Annotated in this window: 15 protein-coding genes; 9 read left to right on the top strand and 6 right to left on the bottom strand. The window is 70.8% G+C overall.

Going from position 1 to position 17,210, the window contains the following annotated elements:
* Window positions 1-103: 103 nt before the first annotated feature.
* From BJ961_RS06370 to BJ961_RS06355, 4 genes are all read left to right on the top strand, one after another.
* A complete protein-coding gene (locus BJ961_RS06370) occupies window positions 104-838 on the top strand; it encodes a response regulator transcription factor (RefSeq protein ID WP_271320329.1) in 735 nt (244 codons plus the stop codon).
* Window positions 835-1,959, top strand: a complete 1,125-nt coding sequence (locus tag BJ961_RS06365; protein ID WP_271320328.1) for a sensor histidine kinase — start codon at window positions 835-837, stop codon at window positions 1,957-1,959. Before BJ961_RS06370 ends, BJ961_RS06365 begins: the two co-directional genes overlap by 4 nt.
* Before the next feature lie 281 nt (window positions 1,960-2,240).
* A complete protein-coding gene (locus tag BJ961_RS06360; protein ID WP_271320327.1) occupies window positions 2,241-6,068 on the top strand; it encodes a multifunctional oxoglutarate decarboxylase/oxoglutarate dehydrogenase thiamine pyrophosphate-binding subunit/dihydrolipoyllysine-residue succinyltransferase subunit in 3,828 nt (1,275 codons plus the stop codon).
* 275 nt (window positions 6,069-6,343) lie between these two features.
* On the top strand, window positions 6,344-6,529 hold the full coding sequence (locus BJ961_RS06355; RefSeq protein ID WP_018102711.1) for a DUF6104 family protein: 186 nt from the start codon (window positions 6,344-6,346) through the stop codon (window positions 6,527-6,529).
* A 60-nt stretch (window positions 6,530-6,589) separates the two neighbouring features.
* Here the strand turns inward: BJ961_RS06355 and BJ961_RS06350 are convergent, their stop codons facing one another.
* Window positions 6,590-7,435 carry a hypothetical protein gene (locus tag BJ961_RS06350; protein ID WP_271320326.1) on the bottom strand — a complete coding sequence of 282 codons (846 nt, stop codon included), beginning with the start codon at window positions 7,433-7,435 and terminating at the stop codon, window positions 6,590-6,592.
* Between the two features lie 137 nt (window positions 7,436-7,572).
* Here BJ961_RS06350 and BJ961_RS06345 point away from each other — a divergent pair, with 137 nt between their 5' ends.
* Together BJ961_RS06345 and BJ961_RS06340 are read left to right on the top strand one after the other, a co-directional pair.
* Window positions 7,573-8,523, top strand: coding sequence for a DUF4097 family beta strand repeat-containing protein (locus tag BJ961_RS06345; protein ID WP_271416979.1), 951 nt, complete (start codon window positions 7,573-7,575; stop codon window positions 8,521-8,523).
* A 1-nt stretch (window position 8,524) separates the two neighbouring features.
* A complete protein-coding gene (locus BJ961_RS06340; protein WP_271320325.1) occupies window positions 8,525-9,601 on the top strand; it encodes a PadR family transcriptional regulator in 1,077 nt (358 codons plus the stop codon).
* A 58-nt stretch (window positions 9,602-9,659) separates the two neighbouring features.
* On the opposite strand, the gene BJ961_RS06335 is transcribed toward BJ961_RS06340, so the two are convergent.
* From BJ961_RS06335 to BJ961_RS06320, 4 genes are all read right to left on the bottom strand, one after another.
* Window positions 9,660-10,223: a Clp protease N-terminal domain-containing protein gene (locus BJ961_RS06335; protein ID WP_271320324.1), complete on the bottom strand. Its 564-nt coding sequence runs from the start codon at window positions 10,221-10,223 to the stop codon at window positions 9,660-9,662.
* Window positions 10,223-10,432: an ECF-type sigma factor gene (locus BJ961_RS06330; RefSeq protein WP_271320323.1), complete on the bottom strand. Its 210-nt coding sequence runs from the start codon at window positions 10,430-10,432 to the stop codon at window positions 10,223-10,225. The genes BJ961_RS06335 and BJ961_RS06330 overlap by 1 nt, the downstream gene beginning before the upstream one ends.
* Window positions 10,433-10,556: 124 nt before the next feature.
* Window positions 10,557-11,522, bottom strand: coding sequence for a zinc-binding dehydrogenase (locus BJ961_RS06325; protein ID WP_271320322.1), 966 nt, complete (start codon window positions 11,520-11,522; stop codon window positions 10,557-10,559).
* 188 nt (window positions 11,523-11,710) lie between these two features.
* On the bottom strand, window positions 11,711-12,940 hold the full coding sequence (locus BJ961_RS06320) for an NAD(P)-dependent malic enzyme (protein WP_271320321.1): 1,230 nt from the start codon (window positions 12,938-12,940) through the stop codon (window positions 11,711-11,713).
* Window positions 12,941-13,581: 641 nt separating this feature from the next.
* Here BJ961_RS06320 and BJ961_RS06315 point away from each other — a divergent pair.
* Genes BJ961_RS06315 through BJ961_RS06305 form a run of 3 tightly spaced genes read left to right on the top strand, consistent with a single transcriptional unit; the run spans window position 13,582 to window position 16,294 of the window.
* Window positions 13,582-14,544, top strand: a complete 963-nt coding sequence (locus BJ961_RS06315; protein ID WP_271320320.1) for an ABC transporter substrate-binding protein — start codon at window positions 13,582-13,584, stop codon at window positions 14,542-14,544.
* 38 nt (window positions 14,545-14,582) lie between these two features.
* Window positions 14,583-15,521: an amino acid ABC transporter permease gene (locus tag BJ961_RS06310; protein ID WP_271320319.1), complete on the top strand. Its 939-nt coding sequence runs from the start codon at window positions 14,583-14,585 to the stop codon at window positions 15,519-15,521.
* Window positions 15,518-16,294, top strand: a complete 777-nt coding sequence (locus tag BJ961_RS06305) for an amino acid ABC transporter ATP-binding protein (RefSeq protein ID WP_271320318.1) — start codon at window positions 15,518-15,520, stop codon at window positions 16,292-16,294. The genes BJ961_RS06310 and BJ961_RS06305 overlap by 4 nt, the downstream gene beginning before the upstream one ends.
* Before the next feature lie 58 nt (window positions 16,295-16,352).
* On the opposite strand, the gene BJ961_RS06300 is transcribed toward BJ961_RS06305, so the two are convergent.
* A complete protein-coding gene (locus tag BJ961_RS06300) occupies window positions 16,353-17,138 on the bottom strand; it encodes a class I SAM-dependent methyltransferase (RefSeq protein ID WP_271320317.1) in 786 nt (261 codons plus the stop codon).
* Window positions 17,139-17,210 lie beyond the last annotated feature (72 nt).

Here is a 17,210-nt window from a genome sequence, read left to right as displayed (position 1 = left end):
GTGACTCCCCGTACGCTGCTGCCCTGACGCGGATCATTCAAGCGTCGAGCGCAGTCATGGGATCACCCCACGGATTCCGGAAAGCACACCTCAGGGGCGGGCGATGGAGCAGACACAGACCTCCCACAACAACACGGCCACCCAGGGCGCGCAGCGTCGGGTGCTGGTGGTCGAGGACGATCAGACGATCGTGGACGCCATCGCCACCCGCCTGCGCGCCGAAGGGTTCCTGGTGCAAACGGCGGGGGACGGTCCGTCCGCCGTCGACACGGCCGAGGCCTGGCAGCCCGACCTGCTGATCCTCGACATCATGCTGCCGGGCTTCGACGGTCTGGAGGTCTGCCGGCGCGTGCAGGCCCAGCGGCCGGTGCCGGTGATGATGCTCACCGCGCGCGACGACGAGACGGACATGCTGGTCGGTCTCGGCGTCGGCGCCGACGACTACATGACCAAGCCGTTCTCGATGCGCGAGCTGGCCGCGCGCGTGCACGTGCTGCTGCGGCGGGTGGAGCGGGCCGTGGTGGCCGCCTCGACGCCGCGCAGCGGCATCCTGCGCCTGGGTGAGCTGGAGATCGACCACGCGCAGCGCCGGGTGCGGGTGCGCAGCGAGGACGTCCACCTCACGCCCACCGAGTTCGACCTGCTGGTCTGCCTGGCGAACACCCCGCGCGCGGTGCTCTCCCGTGAGCAGCTGCTCGCCGAGGTGTGGGACTGGGCGGACGCCTCGGGCACCCGCACCGTCGACAGCCACATCAAGGCGCTGCGCCGCAAGATCGGCGCCGAGCGCATCCGCACCGTGCACGGCGTGGGCTACGCCCTGGAGACGCCGACGCCATGAGCCGAGGACGGGAGGCCGCACGGAGGAGCCCCGGCCCTCGGAACACCGGGGATCCCTGGGGCGGCGTACGCCCGTTCTCGATCAAGACCAAGCTGGGCGCGCTGGTCGTCACGTCGGTGCTGATCACCACCGGCCTGTCGGTGATAGCGGTGCACACCAAGACGGAGCTGCGCTTCATCACGGTGTTCTCCATGATCGCCACGTTGCTGATCACCCAGTTCGTGGCGCACTCGCTGACCGCGCCGCTGGACGAGATGAACGCCGTCGCCCGGTCCATCTCGCACGGCGACTACACGCGCCGGGTGCGGGAGAACCGCCGCGACGAGCTGGGCGACCTGGCCGTCACCATCAACCGCATGGCCGACGACCTGGAGGCGCAGGACCTCCAGCGCAAGGAGCTGGTGGCGAACGTCTCGCACGAGCTGCGCACCCCGATCGCGGGCCTGCGCGCGGTGCTGGAGAACATCGTCGACGGCGTCACCGAGGCCGACCCGGAGACCATGCGCACGGCGCTCGGGCAGACCGAGCGGCTCGGCCGGCTGGTGGAGACGCTCCTCGACCTCTCCCGCCTGGACAACGGCGTCATACCGCTGCGCAAGCGGCGCTTCGAGGTGTGGCCGTATCTGTCGGGCGTGCTGAAGGAGGCCAACATGGTCGCCTCGGCACGCGCGGGCATCGCCTCCGGCTCCGGCAGCCACACCCGCACCGACGTGCACCTGGCCCTGGACGTCTTCCCGCCCGAGCTGACCGCGCACGCCGACCCCGAGCGCATCCACCAGGTCGTCTCCAACCTCATCGACAACGCCGTCAAGCACAGCCCGCCGCACGGCCGCGTGACGGTCCGGGCGCGGCGCGGGGAGCTGCCCGAGTCCCTGGAGCTGGAGGTTCTCGACGAGGGCCCCGGCATTCCGCGCTCGGAGTGGCGACGGGTGTTCGAGCGGTTCAACCGGGGTTCGGTGTCGCGGCCGCACGGTCCCGGCAGCGACGGCGGCACCGGTCTCGGCCTCGCGATCGCACGCTGGGCGGTGGATCTGCACGGCGGCCGGATCGGGGTGGCCGAATCCGAGCGGGGCTGCCGGATTCTCATCACTCTTCCGGGCCTTCCGTCTACGACCGGTTGACGTAGGGTTCGAAGCGGAGCACCAAGATCCACTGCATCCGCGCTGGCGGACACGTGTGATCAGGCACGAACCCGCGCCGTCGAGGCGCCGGGTCGCGGTCTCCCGATCCCTCACGCAGCAGAACCTCGCTTGTTTCCCGCCATTTCCAGCGCCGAAACGCGGTCCGCGATGTGACTTGCGCGACGTTGAACGGGCCCGGCCTGACCTTCGGGGCCCGGTAGGCGTAGCCTTGATTCCCGCTGTCCACCATCCTTGTGAAGCGGAAGAGGGCGGTTCTCGCCGTGTCGCCACAGTCCCCCAGTAACTCGAGCATCTCGACCGACACCGACCAAGCGGGCACCGCGGGAAAGAACCCCGCGGCCGCGTTCGGTGCCAATGAGTGGCTCGTCGACGAGATCTATCAGCAGTACCTCCAGGACCCGAACTCCGTGGACCGAGCCTGGTGGGACTTCTTCGCCGACTACAAGCCAGGCGCACCCGCGGCCCAGGCCGCCGGTGCCACGGCCACGGACTCCGGCAGCACGCCGCAGGCCGCCCCCGCCCCGCAGGCGCAGGCTGCCGCCCCGGCCCAGCCGCAGGCCGCCGCCCCGGCGTCCGCCCCCGCCAAGCCGGCCGCGCAGCCCGCCGCCGCCCCGGCGGCTCCGGCCGCCCCGGCCGCGAAGCCCGCCGCCGCGCCGGCCAAGCCGGCCGCCAAGCCGCAGGCGAAGGCCGCCGCGCCCGCCAAGGACGCCGCCGCGCCCGAGGGCCCCGAGCTGGTGACCCTGCGCGGCCCGGCCGCCGCGGTCGCGAAGAACATGAACGCCTCGCTGGAGCTGCCCACGGCCACGTCCGTGCGCGCGGTCCCGGTGAAGCTGCTGTTCGACAACCGCATCGTCATCAACAACCACCTCAAGCGCGCCCGGGGCGGGAAGATCTCCTTCACGCACCTGATCGGCTACGCGATGGTGCAGGCCATCAAGGCCATGCCGGCGATGAACCACTCCTTCGGTGAGAAGGACGGCAAGCCGACCCTGGTCAAGCCGGCCCACATCAACCTCGGCCTCGCCATCGACCTGGTCAAGCCCAACGGCGACCGCCAGCTGGTCGTCGCGGCGATCAAGAAGGCCGAGACGCTGAACTTCTTCGAGTTCTGGCAGGCCTACGAGGACATCGTCCGTCGCGCCCGCGACAACAAGCTGACGATGGACGACTTCACCGGCGTCACGGTCTCCCTGACCAACCCCGGCGGCCTCGGCACCGTCCACTCCGTGCCGCGCCTGATGCCCGGCCAGTCGGTCATCCTGGGCGTCGGCTCCATGGACTACCCGGCGGAGTTCCAGGGCACCAGCCAGGACACCCTGAACAAGCTCGGCATCTCGAAGGTCATGACGCTCACGTCGACCTACGACCACCGGGTCATCCAGGGCGCCGCCTCCGGCGAGTTCCTGCGCCAGGTCGCCAACCTGCTCCTGGGCGAGAGCGGCTTCTACGACGAGATCTTCAAGGCGCTGCGCATCCCCTACGAGCCGGTCCGCTGGCTCAAGGACATCGACGCCTCGCACGACGACGACGTCACCAAGGCCGCCCGCGTCTTCGAGCTGATCCACTCCTACCGGGTCCGCGGCCACGTCATGGCCGACACCGACCCGCTGGAGTACCAGCAGCGCAAGCACCCCGACCTGGACATCACCGAGCACGGGCTCACCCTGTGGGACCTGGAGCGCGAGTTCGCGGTCGGCGGCTTCGCCGGCAAGTCCCTGATGAAGCTGCGCGACATCCTCGGCGTGCTGCGCGACTCGTACTGCCGCACCACCGGCGTCGAGTTCATGCACATCCAGGACCCCAAGCAGCGCAAGTGGATCCAGGACCGCATCGAGCGCTCGCACACCAAGCCGGAGCGCGAGGAGCAGCTGCGCATCCTGCGCCGGCTGAACGCGGCGGAGGCCTTCGAGACCTTCCTGCAGACCAAGTACGTCGGCCAGAAGCGGTTCTCCCTGGAGGGCGGCGAGTCCGTCATCCCGCTGCTGGACGCGGTCATCGACTCGGCGGCCGAGTCCCGCCTGGACGAGGTCGTCATCGGCATGGCCCACCGCGGCCGGCTGAACGTGCTCGCCAACGTCGTCGGCAAGTCGTACGCGCAGATCTTCCGCGAGTTCGAGGGCAACCTCGACCCGAAGTCGATGCACGGCTCCGGCGACGTGAAGTACCACCTGGGCGCCGAGGGCACCTTCACCGGCCTGGACGGCGAGCAGATCAACGTCTCGCTGGTCGCCAACCCCTCGCACCTGGAGGCGGTCGACCCGGTCCTGGAGGGTGTCTCCCGCGCCAAGCAGGACATCATCAACAAGGGCGGCACGGACTTCACCGTCCTGCCCGTGGCGATCCACGGCGACGCGGCCTTCGCGGGCCAGGGCGTGGTGGCCGAGACCCTGAACATGTCGCAGCTGCGCGGCTACCGCACCGGCGGCACGGTCCACGTGGTCATCAACAACCAGGTCGGCTTCACCGCCGCCCCGGAGTCCTCGCGCTCCTCCATGTACGCCACCGACGTGGCCCGCATGATCGAGGCCCCGATCTTCCACGTGAACGGCGACGACCCGGAGGCCTGCGTCCGCGTGGCGCGGCTGGCCTTCGAGTTCCGCCAGGCGTTCAACAAGGACGTCGTGATCGACCTCCTGTGCTACCGCCGCCGCGGCCACAACGAGACCGACAACCCGGCCTTCACCCAGCCGCTGATGTACGACCTGATCGACAAGAAGCGCTCGGTGCGCAAGCTGTACACCGAGTCCCTCATCGGTCGCGGCGACATCACCCTGGAAGAGGCCGAGCAGGCGCTGCAGGACTACCAGGGCCAGCTGGAGAAGGTCTTCACCGAGGTCCGCGAGGCCGTCTCGCAGCCGACCGCCGCCGAACCCTCGGACCCGCAGGCCGAGTTCCCGGTGTCCGTGAACACCGCGATCACCGCGGAGACCGTCAAGCGGATCGCCGAGTCCCAGGTCAACATCCCCGACCACATCACCGTGCACCCGCGTCTGCTGCCGCAGCTGCAGCGCCGTGCGGCCATGGTCGAGGACGGCACGATCGACTGGGGCATGGGCGAGACCCTCGCCGTCGGCTCCCTCCTGCTGGACGGCGTGCCGGTCCGCCTGACGGGCCAGGACTCGCAGCGCGGCACCTTCGGCCAGCGCCACGCGGTCGTCATCGACCGTGAGACGGGCGACGAGTTCACGCCGCTGCTGTACCTGTCCGAGGACCAGTCCCGGTACAACGTCTACAACTCCCTGCTCTCCGAGTACGCGGTGATGGGCTTCGAGTACGGCTACTCGCTGGCCCGCCCGGACGCGCTGGTGATGTGGGAGGCGCAGTTCGGCGACTTCGTCAACGGCGCCCAGACGGTCCTGGACGAGTTCATCTCGTCGGCCGAGCAGAAGTGGAACCAGACCTCGGGCGTCACGCTGCTGCTGCCGCACGGCTACGAGGGCCAGGGCCCGGACCACTCCTCGGCCCGTCCGGAGCGGTTCCTGCAGCTGTGCGCGCAGAACAACATGACGGTCGCGATGCCGACCCTGCCGTCGAACTACTTCCACCTCCTGCGGTGGCAGGTGCACAACCCGCACCACAAGCCGCTGGTGGTCTTCACCCCGAAGTCGATGCTGCGCCTGAAGGCCGCGGCGTCGAAGGCGGAGGAGTTCACGACGGGCCAGTTCCGTCCGGTCATCGGCGACGAGTCGGTCGACGCGGCGGCGGTCAAGAAGGTCGTCTTCTGCGCCGGCAAGGTCTACTACGACCTCGACGCCGAGCGGAAGAAGCGCGGTCTGACGGACACGGCCATCATCCGCATCGAGCGCCTGTACCCGCTGCCGGGTGCCGAGCTCCAGGCGGAGATCGCCAAGTACCCGAACGCCGAGAAGTACCTGTGGGCCCAGGAGGAGCCGGCGAACCAGGGTGCCTGGCCGTTCATCGCGCTCAACCTGATCGACCACCTGGACCTGGCGGTCGGCGCGGACGTCCCGCACGGCGAGCGCCTGCGCCGCATCTCGCGCCCGCACGGCTCGTCCCCGGCCGTCGGTTCCGCCAAGCGGCACCAGGCCGAGCAGGAGCAGCTGGTGCGTGAGGTGTTCGAGGCCTGAGGCCTCGCGTGGAACAGGCCTGACGGCGTCGGCATGACACCGTCGGCCTGACCGCACAGGTTCGGCACGAGGGGCCGGTCCCGGGAACGGGGTCGGCCCTTCGGCGTCCGGCGGGCAGCGCCCGGATCGTCCGGGCCGGCCCCGGACGCCGGCCGCCCGGCCTCGACGCGGCCCCTGCCCGGTCCGGCCGCACGGACTACCCGGTCCGGCCGCACGGACTACCCTGGACGGGTACTACGGCCGTGGGCCCGTCCCACCCGCATCAGGAGCATGAGTTGTACTTCACCGACCGAGGCATCGAGGAACTGGAGAAGCGGCGCGGCGAGGAGGAGGTCACCTTCGAGTGGCTCGCCGAGCAGCTGCGGACCTTCGTCGACCTGAACCCCGACTTCGAAGTTCCGGTGGAGCGACTGGCGACGTGGCTGGCGCGACTGGACGACGACGAGGACGAGGACGAGTAGGCACGCGGTACGGGGTTCCCGCGGTGCCCGGGCCGCGTTCCGGGCGGCCTGCGTAACCCGTCAGGAGCGCCTGGAGAGACCGTAGGCCGTGCCGAGCGCGCCGTGCGCGACGAGCAGCGCACCCGCCGCGGTCCAGCCGGCGCTTCGACGCCGCAGGCCCCAGGCGGTGAGCGGCAGGCCCACCGCCATCTGGACCAGGGCCAGGGCACGGGCTCCGGGGCCGCCCACCCAGGGCATCCAGGCGGCCAGGCGGCTCTCGTCGGCGGTCGGGCGGCGTTCCGCGGCCTCGGTCCGGCGGGCACCGGGCAGGGCGCGGGCGAGGGTGCCGAGGCGGTCCGCGTCCTCACCGGGTTCGAGCCCCGCGGGCAGCGAGATCCCGGCACGCGTCAGCACCGCGAGCAGTCCGCGCAGCCGGGCCCGGGCACCGGCCCCGGGGCTGTGGTCGTGATCCTGACCTGCGTCCGGGTCCGGGCGGGTCAGCCGGTCCAGCGCCTGGAGGTCGAGTACGGGATCCAGGCCGAGCCGGGCGGCGAAGGTACGCATCGCCTCGTCCTCGCCGACCGGGGTGCCGTCCGCGAGCCAGACGTAGCCGACCGGGCGGCGGAACCCGGACCCGAGGGTGTAGCCGGCCCGGTCGGCGTCCCACCACAGGGCGAGTACGGGCCACGGGGCGCCGACGGCGAGCGCCGCGGCCCAGCCGCCGACCACACGGTCGACCGGTTCGCCGCCCGTGCGCCAGGGGCCGCCCTCCGGGACGAGCGCGCTCCACTCCTCGCCCGCGCGGACCAGTTGCATGCGTTCGCCCAGCAGCGGGGCGACGACGGCGACGGAGTCCGGCTCGGCGCGGCAGAGCAGCAGGGCGCCCGCAGCGGGCGCGGGCGCCGGCACGGACTCTTCCGTCGACATATCCACAACCTAGGGCAGTTCGTCCCGCCCGGTCGATCGTTGATCACCAGAACGGGTGTCTTGACTTTCCACCCCCGCGATATATCGTGAATCACGGAGGACGCGATATGGCGCGTTCGGTCGAGGAGGTCGTCACCATGCCCGAGTGGTCCGTCGCGGAACCCAGGAAACTCACCTTCGACGAGCCCGTGAGCGTGCTCCAGGTACGCATCGTCGGGGGAACTGTGAACGTGGTGGGCACGGACGAAGGTTCCGCCCGCCTGGAGGTGTCCGAGATCGACGGACCGCCTCTGGTCGTGACCCACCGGGACGGCGTGCTCACGGTGGCCTACGAGGACCTGCCCTGGAAGGGCTTCCTCAAGTGGCTGGACCGCAAGGGCTGGCGCCGCAGCGCGGTGGTCTCCCTGGCCGTGCCGACCGGCACCCGCGTGGAGGTGGGCGTGGTCGGAGCCGCGGCCGTCGTCTCCGGGCTCGACGGACCGGCCGAGGTGAAGGGCGTCTCCGGGGACACCACGCTGGTGAGCCTCGCGGGCCCCGTCCGCGCCGACACCGTCTCGGGCAACGTGGAGGCGCAGGCCCTCACCGGAGACCTGCGCTTCAACTCCGTCTCCGGCGACCTGACGGTGGTGGAGGCGGGCTCCTCCGTGCGGGCCGACTCGGTGAGCGGTTCGATGATCGTCGACCTGGACCCGACCGGTGGGCCCACCGACATCAGCCTGAACAGCGTCTCGGGCGAGATCGCCATACGGCTGCCCCAGCCGGCCGACGCCAAGGTCGAGGCGAACACGGCCAGCGGCATGGTCTCCAGCGCCTTCGAGGACCTGCGGGTGGGCGGCCAGTGGGGGGCCAAACGCATCACCGGCCGGCTCGGCGCGGGCAACGGCCGGTTGAAGGCCACCACGGTCTCCGGCTCGATCGCCCTGCTCCGCCGTCCGGCGCCGGAGGACGCGCCGTGGGAGCGGGATCCGCAGAACACCGGCCCGGTGGACGACGCACGGGGCGGCCCGGGGGACAATTCCGCTTCCGTCCGGGAGGCCGGCGCCACCGGTGCCCCTTCCGACGGCACGACCGACAAGAAGGTGCTCTGACATGCCCCCCGTCTTCGCCCACGGCCGCCTCCGCCTCTACCTCCTCAAGCTCCTGGACGAGGCCCCGCGCCACGGTTACGAGGTGATCCGGCTCTTGGAAGAGCGCTTCCAGGGCCTCTACGCCCCGTCCGCGGGCACGGTGTACCCGCGCCTGGCCAAGCTGGAGGCCGAGGGCCTGGTCACCCACACCACCGAGGGCGGCCGCAAGGTGTACGCCATCACGGACGCCGGCCGCGCCGAGCTGGCCGACCGCAGTGGCGAGCTGGCCGACCTGGAGCTGGAGATCCGGGAGTCGGTCGCCGAGCTGGCCGCCGAGATCCGGGCGGACGTGCGGGGCGCGGCGGGAGATCTGCGGCGGGAGATGCGAGCGGCGGCCACCGCGGCCCGCCGGGGCACCGGCCCCGGGCCCCGCGACGAGGCCGCGGGCGGCGGAGGAGACACCGACGAGAAGGAGGCCTGGCGGGCCGCCAAGGAGGAGATGCGGCGGGTCAAGCAGGAGTGGAAGGAGCAGGCCCGCCGCGCCAAGGACGAGAGCCGCCGCGCCCGCGACGAGGCACAGCGGGCCCGGCACCAGGCCAAGGAGGCCCAGGACCGGGCCCGGGCCCAGGCGCAGGAGGAGGTCCAGCGCATCGCCCAGCGCGTGCAGGAGCAGGTGCAGGACCACTTCTCACGGGGCGACTGGCCGACGGGACTGCGCGAGGGACTGAGCGAACTGGCCAAGGAGGTCGGGGACTTCGGCAAGGACTTCGGGAAGGAGTTCGGCAAGGACTGGGGCTTCGGCCGCACCGACGCCGGGAGCACCGCCCCGCGGACCGAGCACCCCACCGGCCCGGAGTACTCCGCCACGCCCGAGGACTTCCCGGCCGCCTACACCCCGGCCTGGGCCCACGAGGACGCCGCGGACTCCACCGGCGACCCGGCCCGGGACCTGGACCGGCTGCTCGACCGCTTCCGGGACGACATCCGCGACGCCGCCCGGGACCACGGGGTCACGGCCGACCAGGTGCGCGACGCGCGCCGCCGGCTGTCGGAGGCCGCGGCGCACATCGGGGTGATACTGCGGACACCGAAGGCCTGAGCCCCGGCTCGGCAGGACGCGGCGCCCCCGGCACAGCCGTGGGCGCCGTGGGCGCCGGTCAGGCGCAGGCCTCCCCGGCGCCGTCGCCCAGCACCCGGGTCAGCGACTCATGGGTCACCCCGAGGTCCGCCAGCACCTCGGCGGGCACACCGGGGCGGAGGGTGAGGGCGAGGAGGAGGTGCTCGTCCCCGATGTGCCGGTCGCGACGGGCCACGGCGACCCGCAGCGACTTCTCCAGGACCTCCTTGGCGCCCCGGCCGAAGCCGCGGTGCCCGGACCACCGGCGCCCGCCCTTCCGGTCGGCGGACATCGCGCCGACGCCGTGGGCCTCCTCCACCCGGGCGACGACCTCCGCGACGTCGATGCCCAGGCCGGCGAGGGCCTCGGTCTCCGCCTGCGACAGACCCGCCCGGCGCCGTGCGTCCCGCAGCGCCTGCCGTACCGCGTCCCGTCGCTCGGCGACCCCGAGCGCCGCCAGTGCGAAGGAGGCCCGGCTGCCCTCCCGTTCCAGCAGGGCGAGCAGGAGGTGCTCGCTCTCGACGGTCCGTGCCCGTTCCTCCTCCGCCTGATCGACCGCCCCCTGCACGACCGCCCGGGCATCCTTCGTGAACCGCTCGAACATCACTGCCTCCCGTACTTCTTGTGCACGGCCTGCCTGCTGACCCCGAGTTCCGTGGCGATCTCCTGCCACGACCACCCCTGCAGGCGCGCGCCGCGCACCTGCACCGCCTCCAGCTGCTCCACCAGCTTCCTGAGGGCGGCGACGGCCCGCAGCCCGATCCGGGGGTCACGGTCACCCGCACGCGTGGCGAGATCCGTTGCTTCACTCATACTGTCAACGTAAGTTGACATCCCGCGCCTGTCAACCCTGGTTGACATATGGGAGGCGGGACGGCGCACGCGAACGGCGGGCCCGGAGAACCGGACCCGCCGCAGGTGAAGGAAGCGCGTCGCGTCAGGAGTTGCTGAGCACGATCTTGCCGAACTGCTCCCCCGAGGCCATCCGCTCGAACCCCTCGCGCGCCCGGTTCATCGGCAGCACCTCGTCGATGACGGGCCGCACGCCGGTGGCGGCGCAGAAGGACAGCAGGTCCTCCAGCTCGTCCTTGCTGCCCATCGTGGAGCCGACGACCTTGAGCTCCAGGAAGAAGATGCGGGTCAGCTCGGCGTGGGAGGGCCGGTCGCCGCTGGTGGCACCGGAGATGACCAGTGTGCCGCCGGGTCGCAGCGACTTGATGGAGTGCGACCAGGTGGCGGCGCCGACGGTCTCGATCACGGCGTCGACCCGCTGCGGCAGCCGCGCGCCGGTCTCGACGGCCTCCACGGCACCGAGTTCCAGGGCGCGCTTGCGCTTGGCCTCGTCCCGGCTGGTGGCGAAGACCCGCAGCCCGGCCGCCTTGCCGAGCACGATCGCCGCCGTGGCCACGCCGCCGCCCGCGCCCTGCACCAGCACCGAGTCACCGGGGCGCACCCCGGCGTTGGTGAACAGCATCCGGTACGCCGTCAGCCAGGCGGTCGGCAGACAGGCGGCCTCCTCGAAGGAGAGTTCCCTGGGCTTGGGCAGGATGTTCCAGGTCGGCACGGCCACCTGCTCGGCGAACGTCCCCGGGTAGCGCTCGGTGAGGATGGAGCGGGGCTCCTTGGGGCCGACACCGTGGCCGGTCTGGCCGATCACGGAGTGCAGGACGACCTCGTTGCCGTCCGCGTCGACACCGGCGGCGTCGCAGCCGAGGATCATCGGCAGCCGGTCCTCCGGGAGGCCGACGCCGCGCAGGGACCACAGGTCGTGGTGGTTGAGGGAGGCGGCCCTGACATCGACGACACTCCAGCCGGGGCGGGCCTCGGGAGCCGGAAGCTCTCCCGACTCCAGGCCGGCCAACGGCTGGTCGCGGTCGATTCGGGCGGCGTAGACAGCGAACATGCCCCCGACGATAGGTTCCCCACCGCACAACGGGAACCACAACCCCGTGTGACACACCCCCTCTTGCGCACAGCGACGATGCGGCCGCGCCCCCTTCCTCTTCCCCCAGCTGCGCCGGCCCCGCGCCCAAAGACAAGCGGCCCCGTCCGCCAAGGACGAGGCCGCCAACCGCACCGGGAGTCACACCGTCACCGGCGCGCGACCCCCTCCGCCCGAGCCGCCGCAGCCACCGCCGCCGTGACAGCCGGCGCCACCCGCTCGTCGAACGGGGACGGAATGACGTAGTCCGCGGCGAGGTCGTCCCCCACCACGGCGGCGAGCGCCTCGGCCGCCGCGAGCTTCATGCCCTCGGTGATCCGCGACGCCCGCACCTGCAGCGCGCCCGCGAAGATGCCCGGGAACGCCAGCACGTTGTTGATCTGGTTCGGGAAGTCCGAGCGCCCCGTCGCGACGACCGCCGCGTACTTGTGGGCGACCTCCGGATGCACCTCGGGGTTCGGGTTGGCCATCGCGAAGACGAACGCGCCCTCGGCCATCGAGGCCACCGCCGGCTCCGGCACCGTACCGCCGGAGACGCCGATGAAGACGTCGGCACCCGACAGGGCCGCCTCCAGCGAGCCGGACAGCCCGCCCTTGTTGGTGAAACCGGCCAGCTCGCGCTTGACCGGGGTCAGGTCGTCCCGGTCGGCCGAGACGACGCCCTTGCGGTCGGCGACCGCGACGTCCCCGATACCGGCCTCGACCAGCATCTTGGCGATGGCGACCCCGGCCGCGCCCGCACCCGAGATCACCGCCCGCAGTTCGCCCAGCGTCCGCCCGCTCAGCCGCGCCGCGTTCCGCAGCGCCGCCAGCGTCACGACCGCCGTGCCGTGCTGGTCGTCGTGGAAGACCGGGATGTCCAGGCGCTCCTGGAGCTTGCGCTCGATCTCGAAGCACCGCGGCGCCGAGATGTCCTCCAGGTTGACTCCGCCGAAGGAGGGCGCGAGCCGGACCACGGTCTCGACGATCTCGTCGGCGTCCGTGCAGTTCAGGGCGATCGGGACCGCGTCCACGCCGCCGAACTGCTTGAAGAGGATCGCCTTCCCCTCCATCACCGGGAGGGAGGCCTCGGGCCCGATGTCCCCGAGTCCCAGCACCGCCGTACCGTCCGTCACGACCGCGACGACGGACGACTTCCAGGTGTAGTCGTGGACGAGGTCGGGCTGCTCGGCGATCGCGCTGCACACTTTCGCGACGCCGGGCGTGTACGCCAGGGACAGGTCTTCCTTGTCGCGGATCGGCACGGTGGCCTGCACGGCCATCTTGCCGCCGCGGTGCAGCGCGAACGCGGGGTCGAAGGAGTCGAGCGGCTCGGCGCCCGCCTCCTGCTCCGCACCGGCTTCGCTGTCGCTGCGAGGATTGACGATCTCCGCTGCCACTTTGTCTTACCCCTTAAGAGTTCATGGTTTGAGGGTGTGTCCACTCCTGGTGAGGAATGGGCGGGCACCGCACAGGGAGATGGCTGTCTGGGCCACGAGGACCCCTGCGCGACGGGCACGCCGCACACGCGCCCTGAGCCCCTGATGAGGGGTGTAAAGAACCTTCTTACCCGACGGACGCCCCCCACGACGAGTCCGATAAGCGCAAGCTCACATGTCGGACCCGGCACACCGCATGTCGGTGACATGACTCATAGCCGGGGTTCCGGCCAACCTCCCGAGACCTCTTGACAGACCTGTCCCGGGCCCCTTCTGCAGCCCCACCCACCCGCAATCCATGGCGGGATAAGGAGAAATTCCGTAGATCTTCCCGCCGGAAGGGCAGATTCCCGCAAAGGTTCGGTCGTGATGTACCGACCTGATGTGGTTCGAGAGGCGACCCGTTATCCGATTTTGACATGACGGCCCCCCTGAACGGCCGAGTCCGAATGGCAAGATGCCGTAATCACACGAGGTCGCGGCACTCGAAGGTGTGTGCTCTCGTCGACCCACGGCACCGGCCGGTCCCCCGGCCGGCGTCTCGCCCCACCGGAACTCCACCGTCCCCATCGGCAACTCCCTCATCCGCCGGAGGAACCACCATGACCGCACGCTTCACCCGTCGTACGACCGCCGCGCACTCCCGGCTAGCAGCGGTCGGTGCGATCGCGGTCGCCGGCGCCCTGCTGCTCACCGGTTGCGGCGACCAGACCAAGGACAAGGACTCCGGCGGGAGCCAGTCCGAGAGCAAGGCCCCGCTGGCCGACAAGCTCCCCCAGGCCATACGTGACAAGGGCACCATCAAGGTCGGTTCGGACATCGCCTACGCGCCGGTCGAATTCAAGGACGACTCCGGCAAGGTGGTCGGTATTGACCCGGACCTCGCGGCGGCGATGGGCAAGCAGCTCGGCGTGACGTTCGAATTCGAGAACGCCACCTTCGACACGCTCGTCGGCGGTCTCGCCTCCAAGCGCTACGACCTCGCCATGTCGGCCATGACCGACACCAAGGACCGCCAGGAGGGCATCGACGCCGACACCGGCAAGAAGGTCGGCGCGGGCGTCGACTTCGTCGACTACTTCACGGCGGGAGTGTCCCTCTACACCCTCAAGGGCGACGACCAGTCCATCAAGACCTGGGACGACCTGTGCGGCAAGACCATGGCCGTGCAGCGCAACACCTTCTCCCACGACCTGGCGAAGGACCAGGCGAAGAAGTGCACGGACGCGGGCAAGAAGACCTTGGGGATCGAGCCCTTCGACACCAACCCCGAGGCCGAGACCCGGATGCGTTCCAAGGGCGCGGACGTCGTGTCCGCCGACTTCCCGATCGCGGCCTACTCCGTGAAGAACTCCGGCGGCGGCAAGTACTTCGAGATCGTCGGCGACCAGGTGGAGGCGGGCCCGTACGGCATCGCCGTCGCCAAGGACAACACCCAGCTGCGTGACGCCGTCAAGGCCGCCGTCCAGGCCGTCATCGACAGCGGCGAGTACCAGAAGATCGTCGACAAGTGGGGGGTCGCGGACGGCGCGATCACCGAGGCCAAGATCAACGGTGGTTCCTGAGACCGCACCGTTCGACTCGGCTCCGAAAGGCCCAACCCGTGACTGCTGACGTCAACAAGACGGACGGTCCCGGCGCGACGCCCCACGCCGGACCGGAGGCCATCAAGGCCGTTCCGGTCCGGCATCCCGGGCGGTACGTGTCCGCAGCCGTCGCTCTCGCCCTCCTGTGCGCGATCGTCTACGCCTTCGCCCAGGGCGACATCAACTGGGGCGCGATCCCCGACTACTTCTTCGACGACCGGATCATGCACGGTGTCTGGAACACCCTGCTCCTGACCGTGCTGTCCATGGTGATCGGCATCGTCGGCGGCATCACGCTCGCCGTGATGCGCCTGTCCAAGAACCCGGTCACCTCGTCCCTCGCCTGGTTCTACATCTGGTTCTTCCGCGGCACCCCGGTCCTGGTGCAGCTCTTCGTCTGGTTCAACCTCGGCCTGGTCTTCGAGTACATCAACCTCGGCCCGATCTACAAGGACTACTGGGCGTCGTTCATGACGCCGCTGCTGACGGCGCTGCTCGGCCTGGGCCTCAACGAGGCCGCCTACATGTCCGAGATCTGCCGGGCCGGACTGCTCTCGGTCGACGAGGGCCAGACCGAGGCCTCCCACGCACTCGGCATGAGCCAGGCCAAGACGTTGCGCCGGATCGTCATCCCCCAGGCGATGCGCGTGATCGTGCCGCCGACGGGCAACGAGGTCATCAACATGCTGAAGACGACCTCGCTCGTCTCGGCGGTGCAGTTCGCCGACCTCTTCAAGGAGGCCAAGGACATCGGGCAGAACTCGGGCTCACCGGTGGAGATGTACTTCCTCGCGGCGGCCTGGTACCTGATCATGACCTCCGTCCTCAGCGTCGGCCAGTACTACGTCGAGCGCCACTACGCCCGGGGATCGGTCCGCTCCCTGCCGCCGACACCCCTGCAGCGTCTGAAGACGGCGGTCCTTCCCTCGCGTCGCCCGAAGGGGGTCCCGGCATGACCCGGAGTGCAACCGCGTCCATGGTCAAGGCCGAGGGCGTCCACAAGTCCTTCGGCGCCGTCGAGGTCCTCAAGGGCATCGACCTGGAGGTGAAGCAGGGCGAGGTGTTCTGCCTCATCGGCCCCTCCGGCTCCGGCAAGTCCACCTTCCTCAGGTGTATCAACCACCTCGAGAAGATCAACGCCGGGCGTCTGTACGTCGACGGCGAGCTGGTCGGCTACCGCCAGAAGGGTGACAAGCTCTACGAGTTGAAGGACAGCGAGGTCGCCCTCAAGCGCCGGGACATCGGCATGGTCTTCCAGCGCTTCAACCTGTTCCCGCACATGACGGCCGTGGAGAACGTCATGGAGGCACCGGTCCAGGTCAAGGGCATGAGCAAGCCCCAGGCCAGGGACCGCGCGCGGGCGCTGCTGGAGCGCGTGGGCCTGGCCGACAAGGCCGGCAACTACCCCTCGCAGCTCTCCGGCGGCCAGCAGCAGCGCGTCGCCATCGCACGGGCCCTGGCGATGGACCCGAAGCTGATGCTGTTCGACGAGCCGACCTCCGCCCTGGACCCGGAACTGGTCGGCGACGTCCTCGACGTCATGCGCGACCTCGCCGAGTCCGGCATGACGATGGTCGTCGTCACCCACGAGATGGGCTTCGCCCGCGAGGTCGGCGACAGCCTGGTCTTCATGGACGACGGCGCGGTGGTCGAGGCGGGCAACCCGCGCGACGTCCTGACCGACCCGCAGCACGAGCGGACCAAGGCGTTCCTGTCCAAGGTCCTGTGACGTCACGCCCGAGGGGCGGCAGGGGTCTCCCCTACCGCCCCTCCGCGCTGTCACCGGCTCACTTCACGGCCAGCAGCAGGGTGTCCGACGGCGAGCACCACGCCGGCCGCGCCTCGCCGAAGCCCTTCTCGCGCAGCACGCGCGCGTGCCACGCGGGCGGGGGCATCTCGCCGTCGGCGTGCTCGCCGTAGATCTCGAAGCGGCGGGCGGTGGGTCCGGCGAGCACCGGGTCCTTGGCGGCGAGCTGCCACCACTCGGACCAGTCGAGCGCGCCCCCGCCCTTGGCGGCGTCCATCCGCGCGTGCCGCTGCGCGCGCTCGGCCGCGTTGATCCGGGGCGTCGTGTCGTCGATCATGTGGTCCGCGTTCATGAAGACACCGCCGTCGCGGACCAGCCCCGCGACCCGGCCGTAGAGATCCGCGAGGGGCTCGGCGTGCAACCAGTGCAGGGCCGTGGCGGTCAGCACGGCGTCGTACGAGTCGTACGGCAGTTTCGCCGGCCAGTCGGGGTCCTTGAGGTCGGCGGTGACGAAGGAGACCCGCCCGTCGCCCGCGAAGGTGCCCTCGGCGATGGCCAGGAGCGCCGGGTCGAGGTCCACGCCGGTGCTGGTGGCGTCCGGGAACCGGTCGAGCAGCCGGGCCGTGATGGTGCCGGTGCCGCAGGCCAGGTCGAGCACGCGCGGGGCGCGGCCGACGAGTGCCTCGACCATGTCGAGCATGATCCGAAACCGTTCCTCGCGGTCCGGCATGTACCACTCCTGCTGCCGGTCCCAGCTCTGTTGCCAGGCCTGCCAGTCGGTACCGGCCGTGGTGGTAGTGGTGGTGGTGGTGTCCGCGTCCGTCATCGAGCCCCTCCATGCCTGCGTGACGTAATACCCTGGAAGCACGATCAGCTGTTACCTGACCGCAGGCACGAC

The sequence above is a fragment of the Streptomyces lienomycini genome, assembly GCF_027947595.1.
Lineage (GTDB): Bacteria > Actinomycetota > Actinomycetes > Streptomycetales > Streptomycetaceae > Streptomyces > Streptomyces lienomycini.
Note: the sequence above shows the minus strand (reverse complement) of the source record. Positions and strands in the feature narration are given on the sequence as shown.

Excerpts from the sequence above, each read along its gene's own strand:
- BJ961_RS06370 (WP_271320329.1), top strand. The coding sequence starts at position 104 with ATGGAGCAGACACAGACCTCCCACAACAACACGGCCACCCAGGGCGCG.
- BJ961_RS06365 (WP_271320328.1), top strand. The coding sequence starts at position 835 with ATGAGCCGAGGACGGGAGGCCGCACGGAGGAGCCCCGGCCCTCGGAAC.
- BJ961_RS06350 (WP_271320326.1), bottom strand. The coding sequence starts at position 7,435 with ATGTCGACGGAAGAGTCCGTGCCGGCGCCCGCGCCCGCTGCGGGCGCC.
- BJ961_RS06345 (WP_271416979.1), top strand. The coding sequence starts at position 7,573 with ATGCCCGAGTGGTCCGTCGCGGAACCCAGGAAACTCACCTTCGACGAG.
- BJ961_RS06340 (WP_271320325.1), top strand. The coding sequence starts at position 8,525 with ATGCCCCCCGTCTTCGCCCACGGCCGCCTCCGCCTCTACCTCCTCAAG.
- BJ961_RS06335 (WP_271320324.1), bottom strand. The coding sequence starts at position 10,223 with ATGTTCGAGCGGTTCACGAAGGATGCCCGGGCGGTCGTGCAGGGGGCG.
- BJ961_RS06330 (WP_271320323.1), bottom strand. The coding sequence starts at position 10,432 with ATGAGTGAAGCAACGGATCTCGCCACGCGTGCGGGTGACCGTGACCCC.
- BJ961_RS06325 (WP_271320322.1), bottom strand. The coding sequence starts at position 11,522 with ATGTTCGCTGTCTACGCCGCCCGAATCGACCGCGACCAGCCGTTGGCC.
- BJ961_RS06315 (WP_271320320.1), top strand. The coding sequence starts at position 13,582 with ATGACCGCACGCTTCACCCGTCGTACGACCGCCGCGCACTCCCGGCTA.
- BJ961_RS06305 (WP_271320318.1), top strand. The coding sequence starts at position 15,518 with ATGACCCGGAGTGCAACCGCGTCCATGGTCAAGGCCGAGGGCGTCCAC.
- BJ961_RS06300 (WP_271320317.1), bottom strand. The coding sequence starts at position 17,138 with ATGACGGACGCGGACACCACCACCACCACTACCACCACGGCCGGTACC.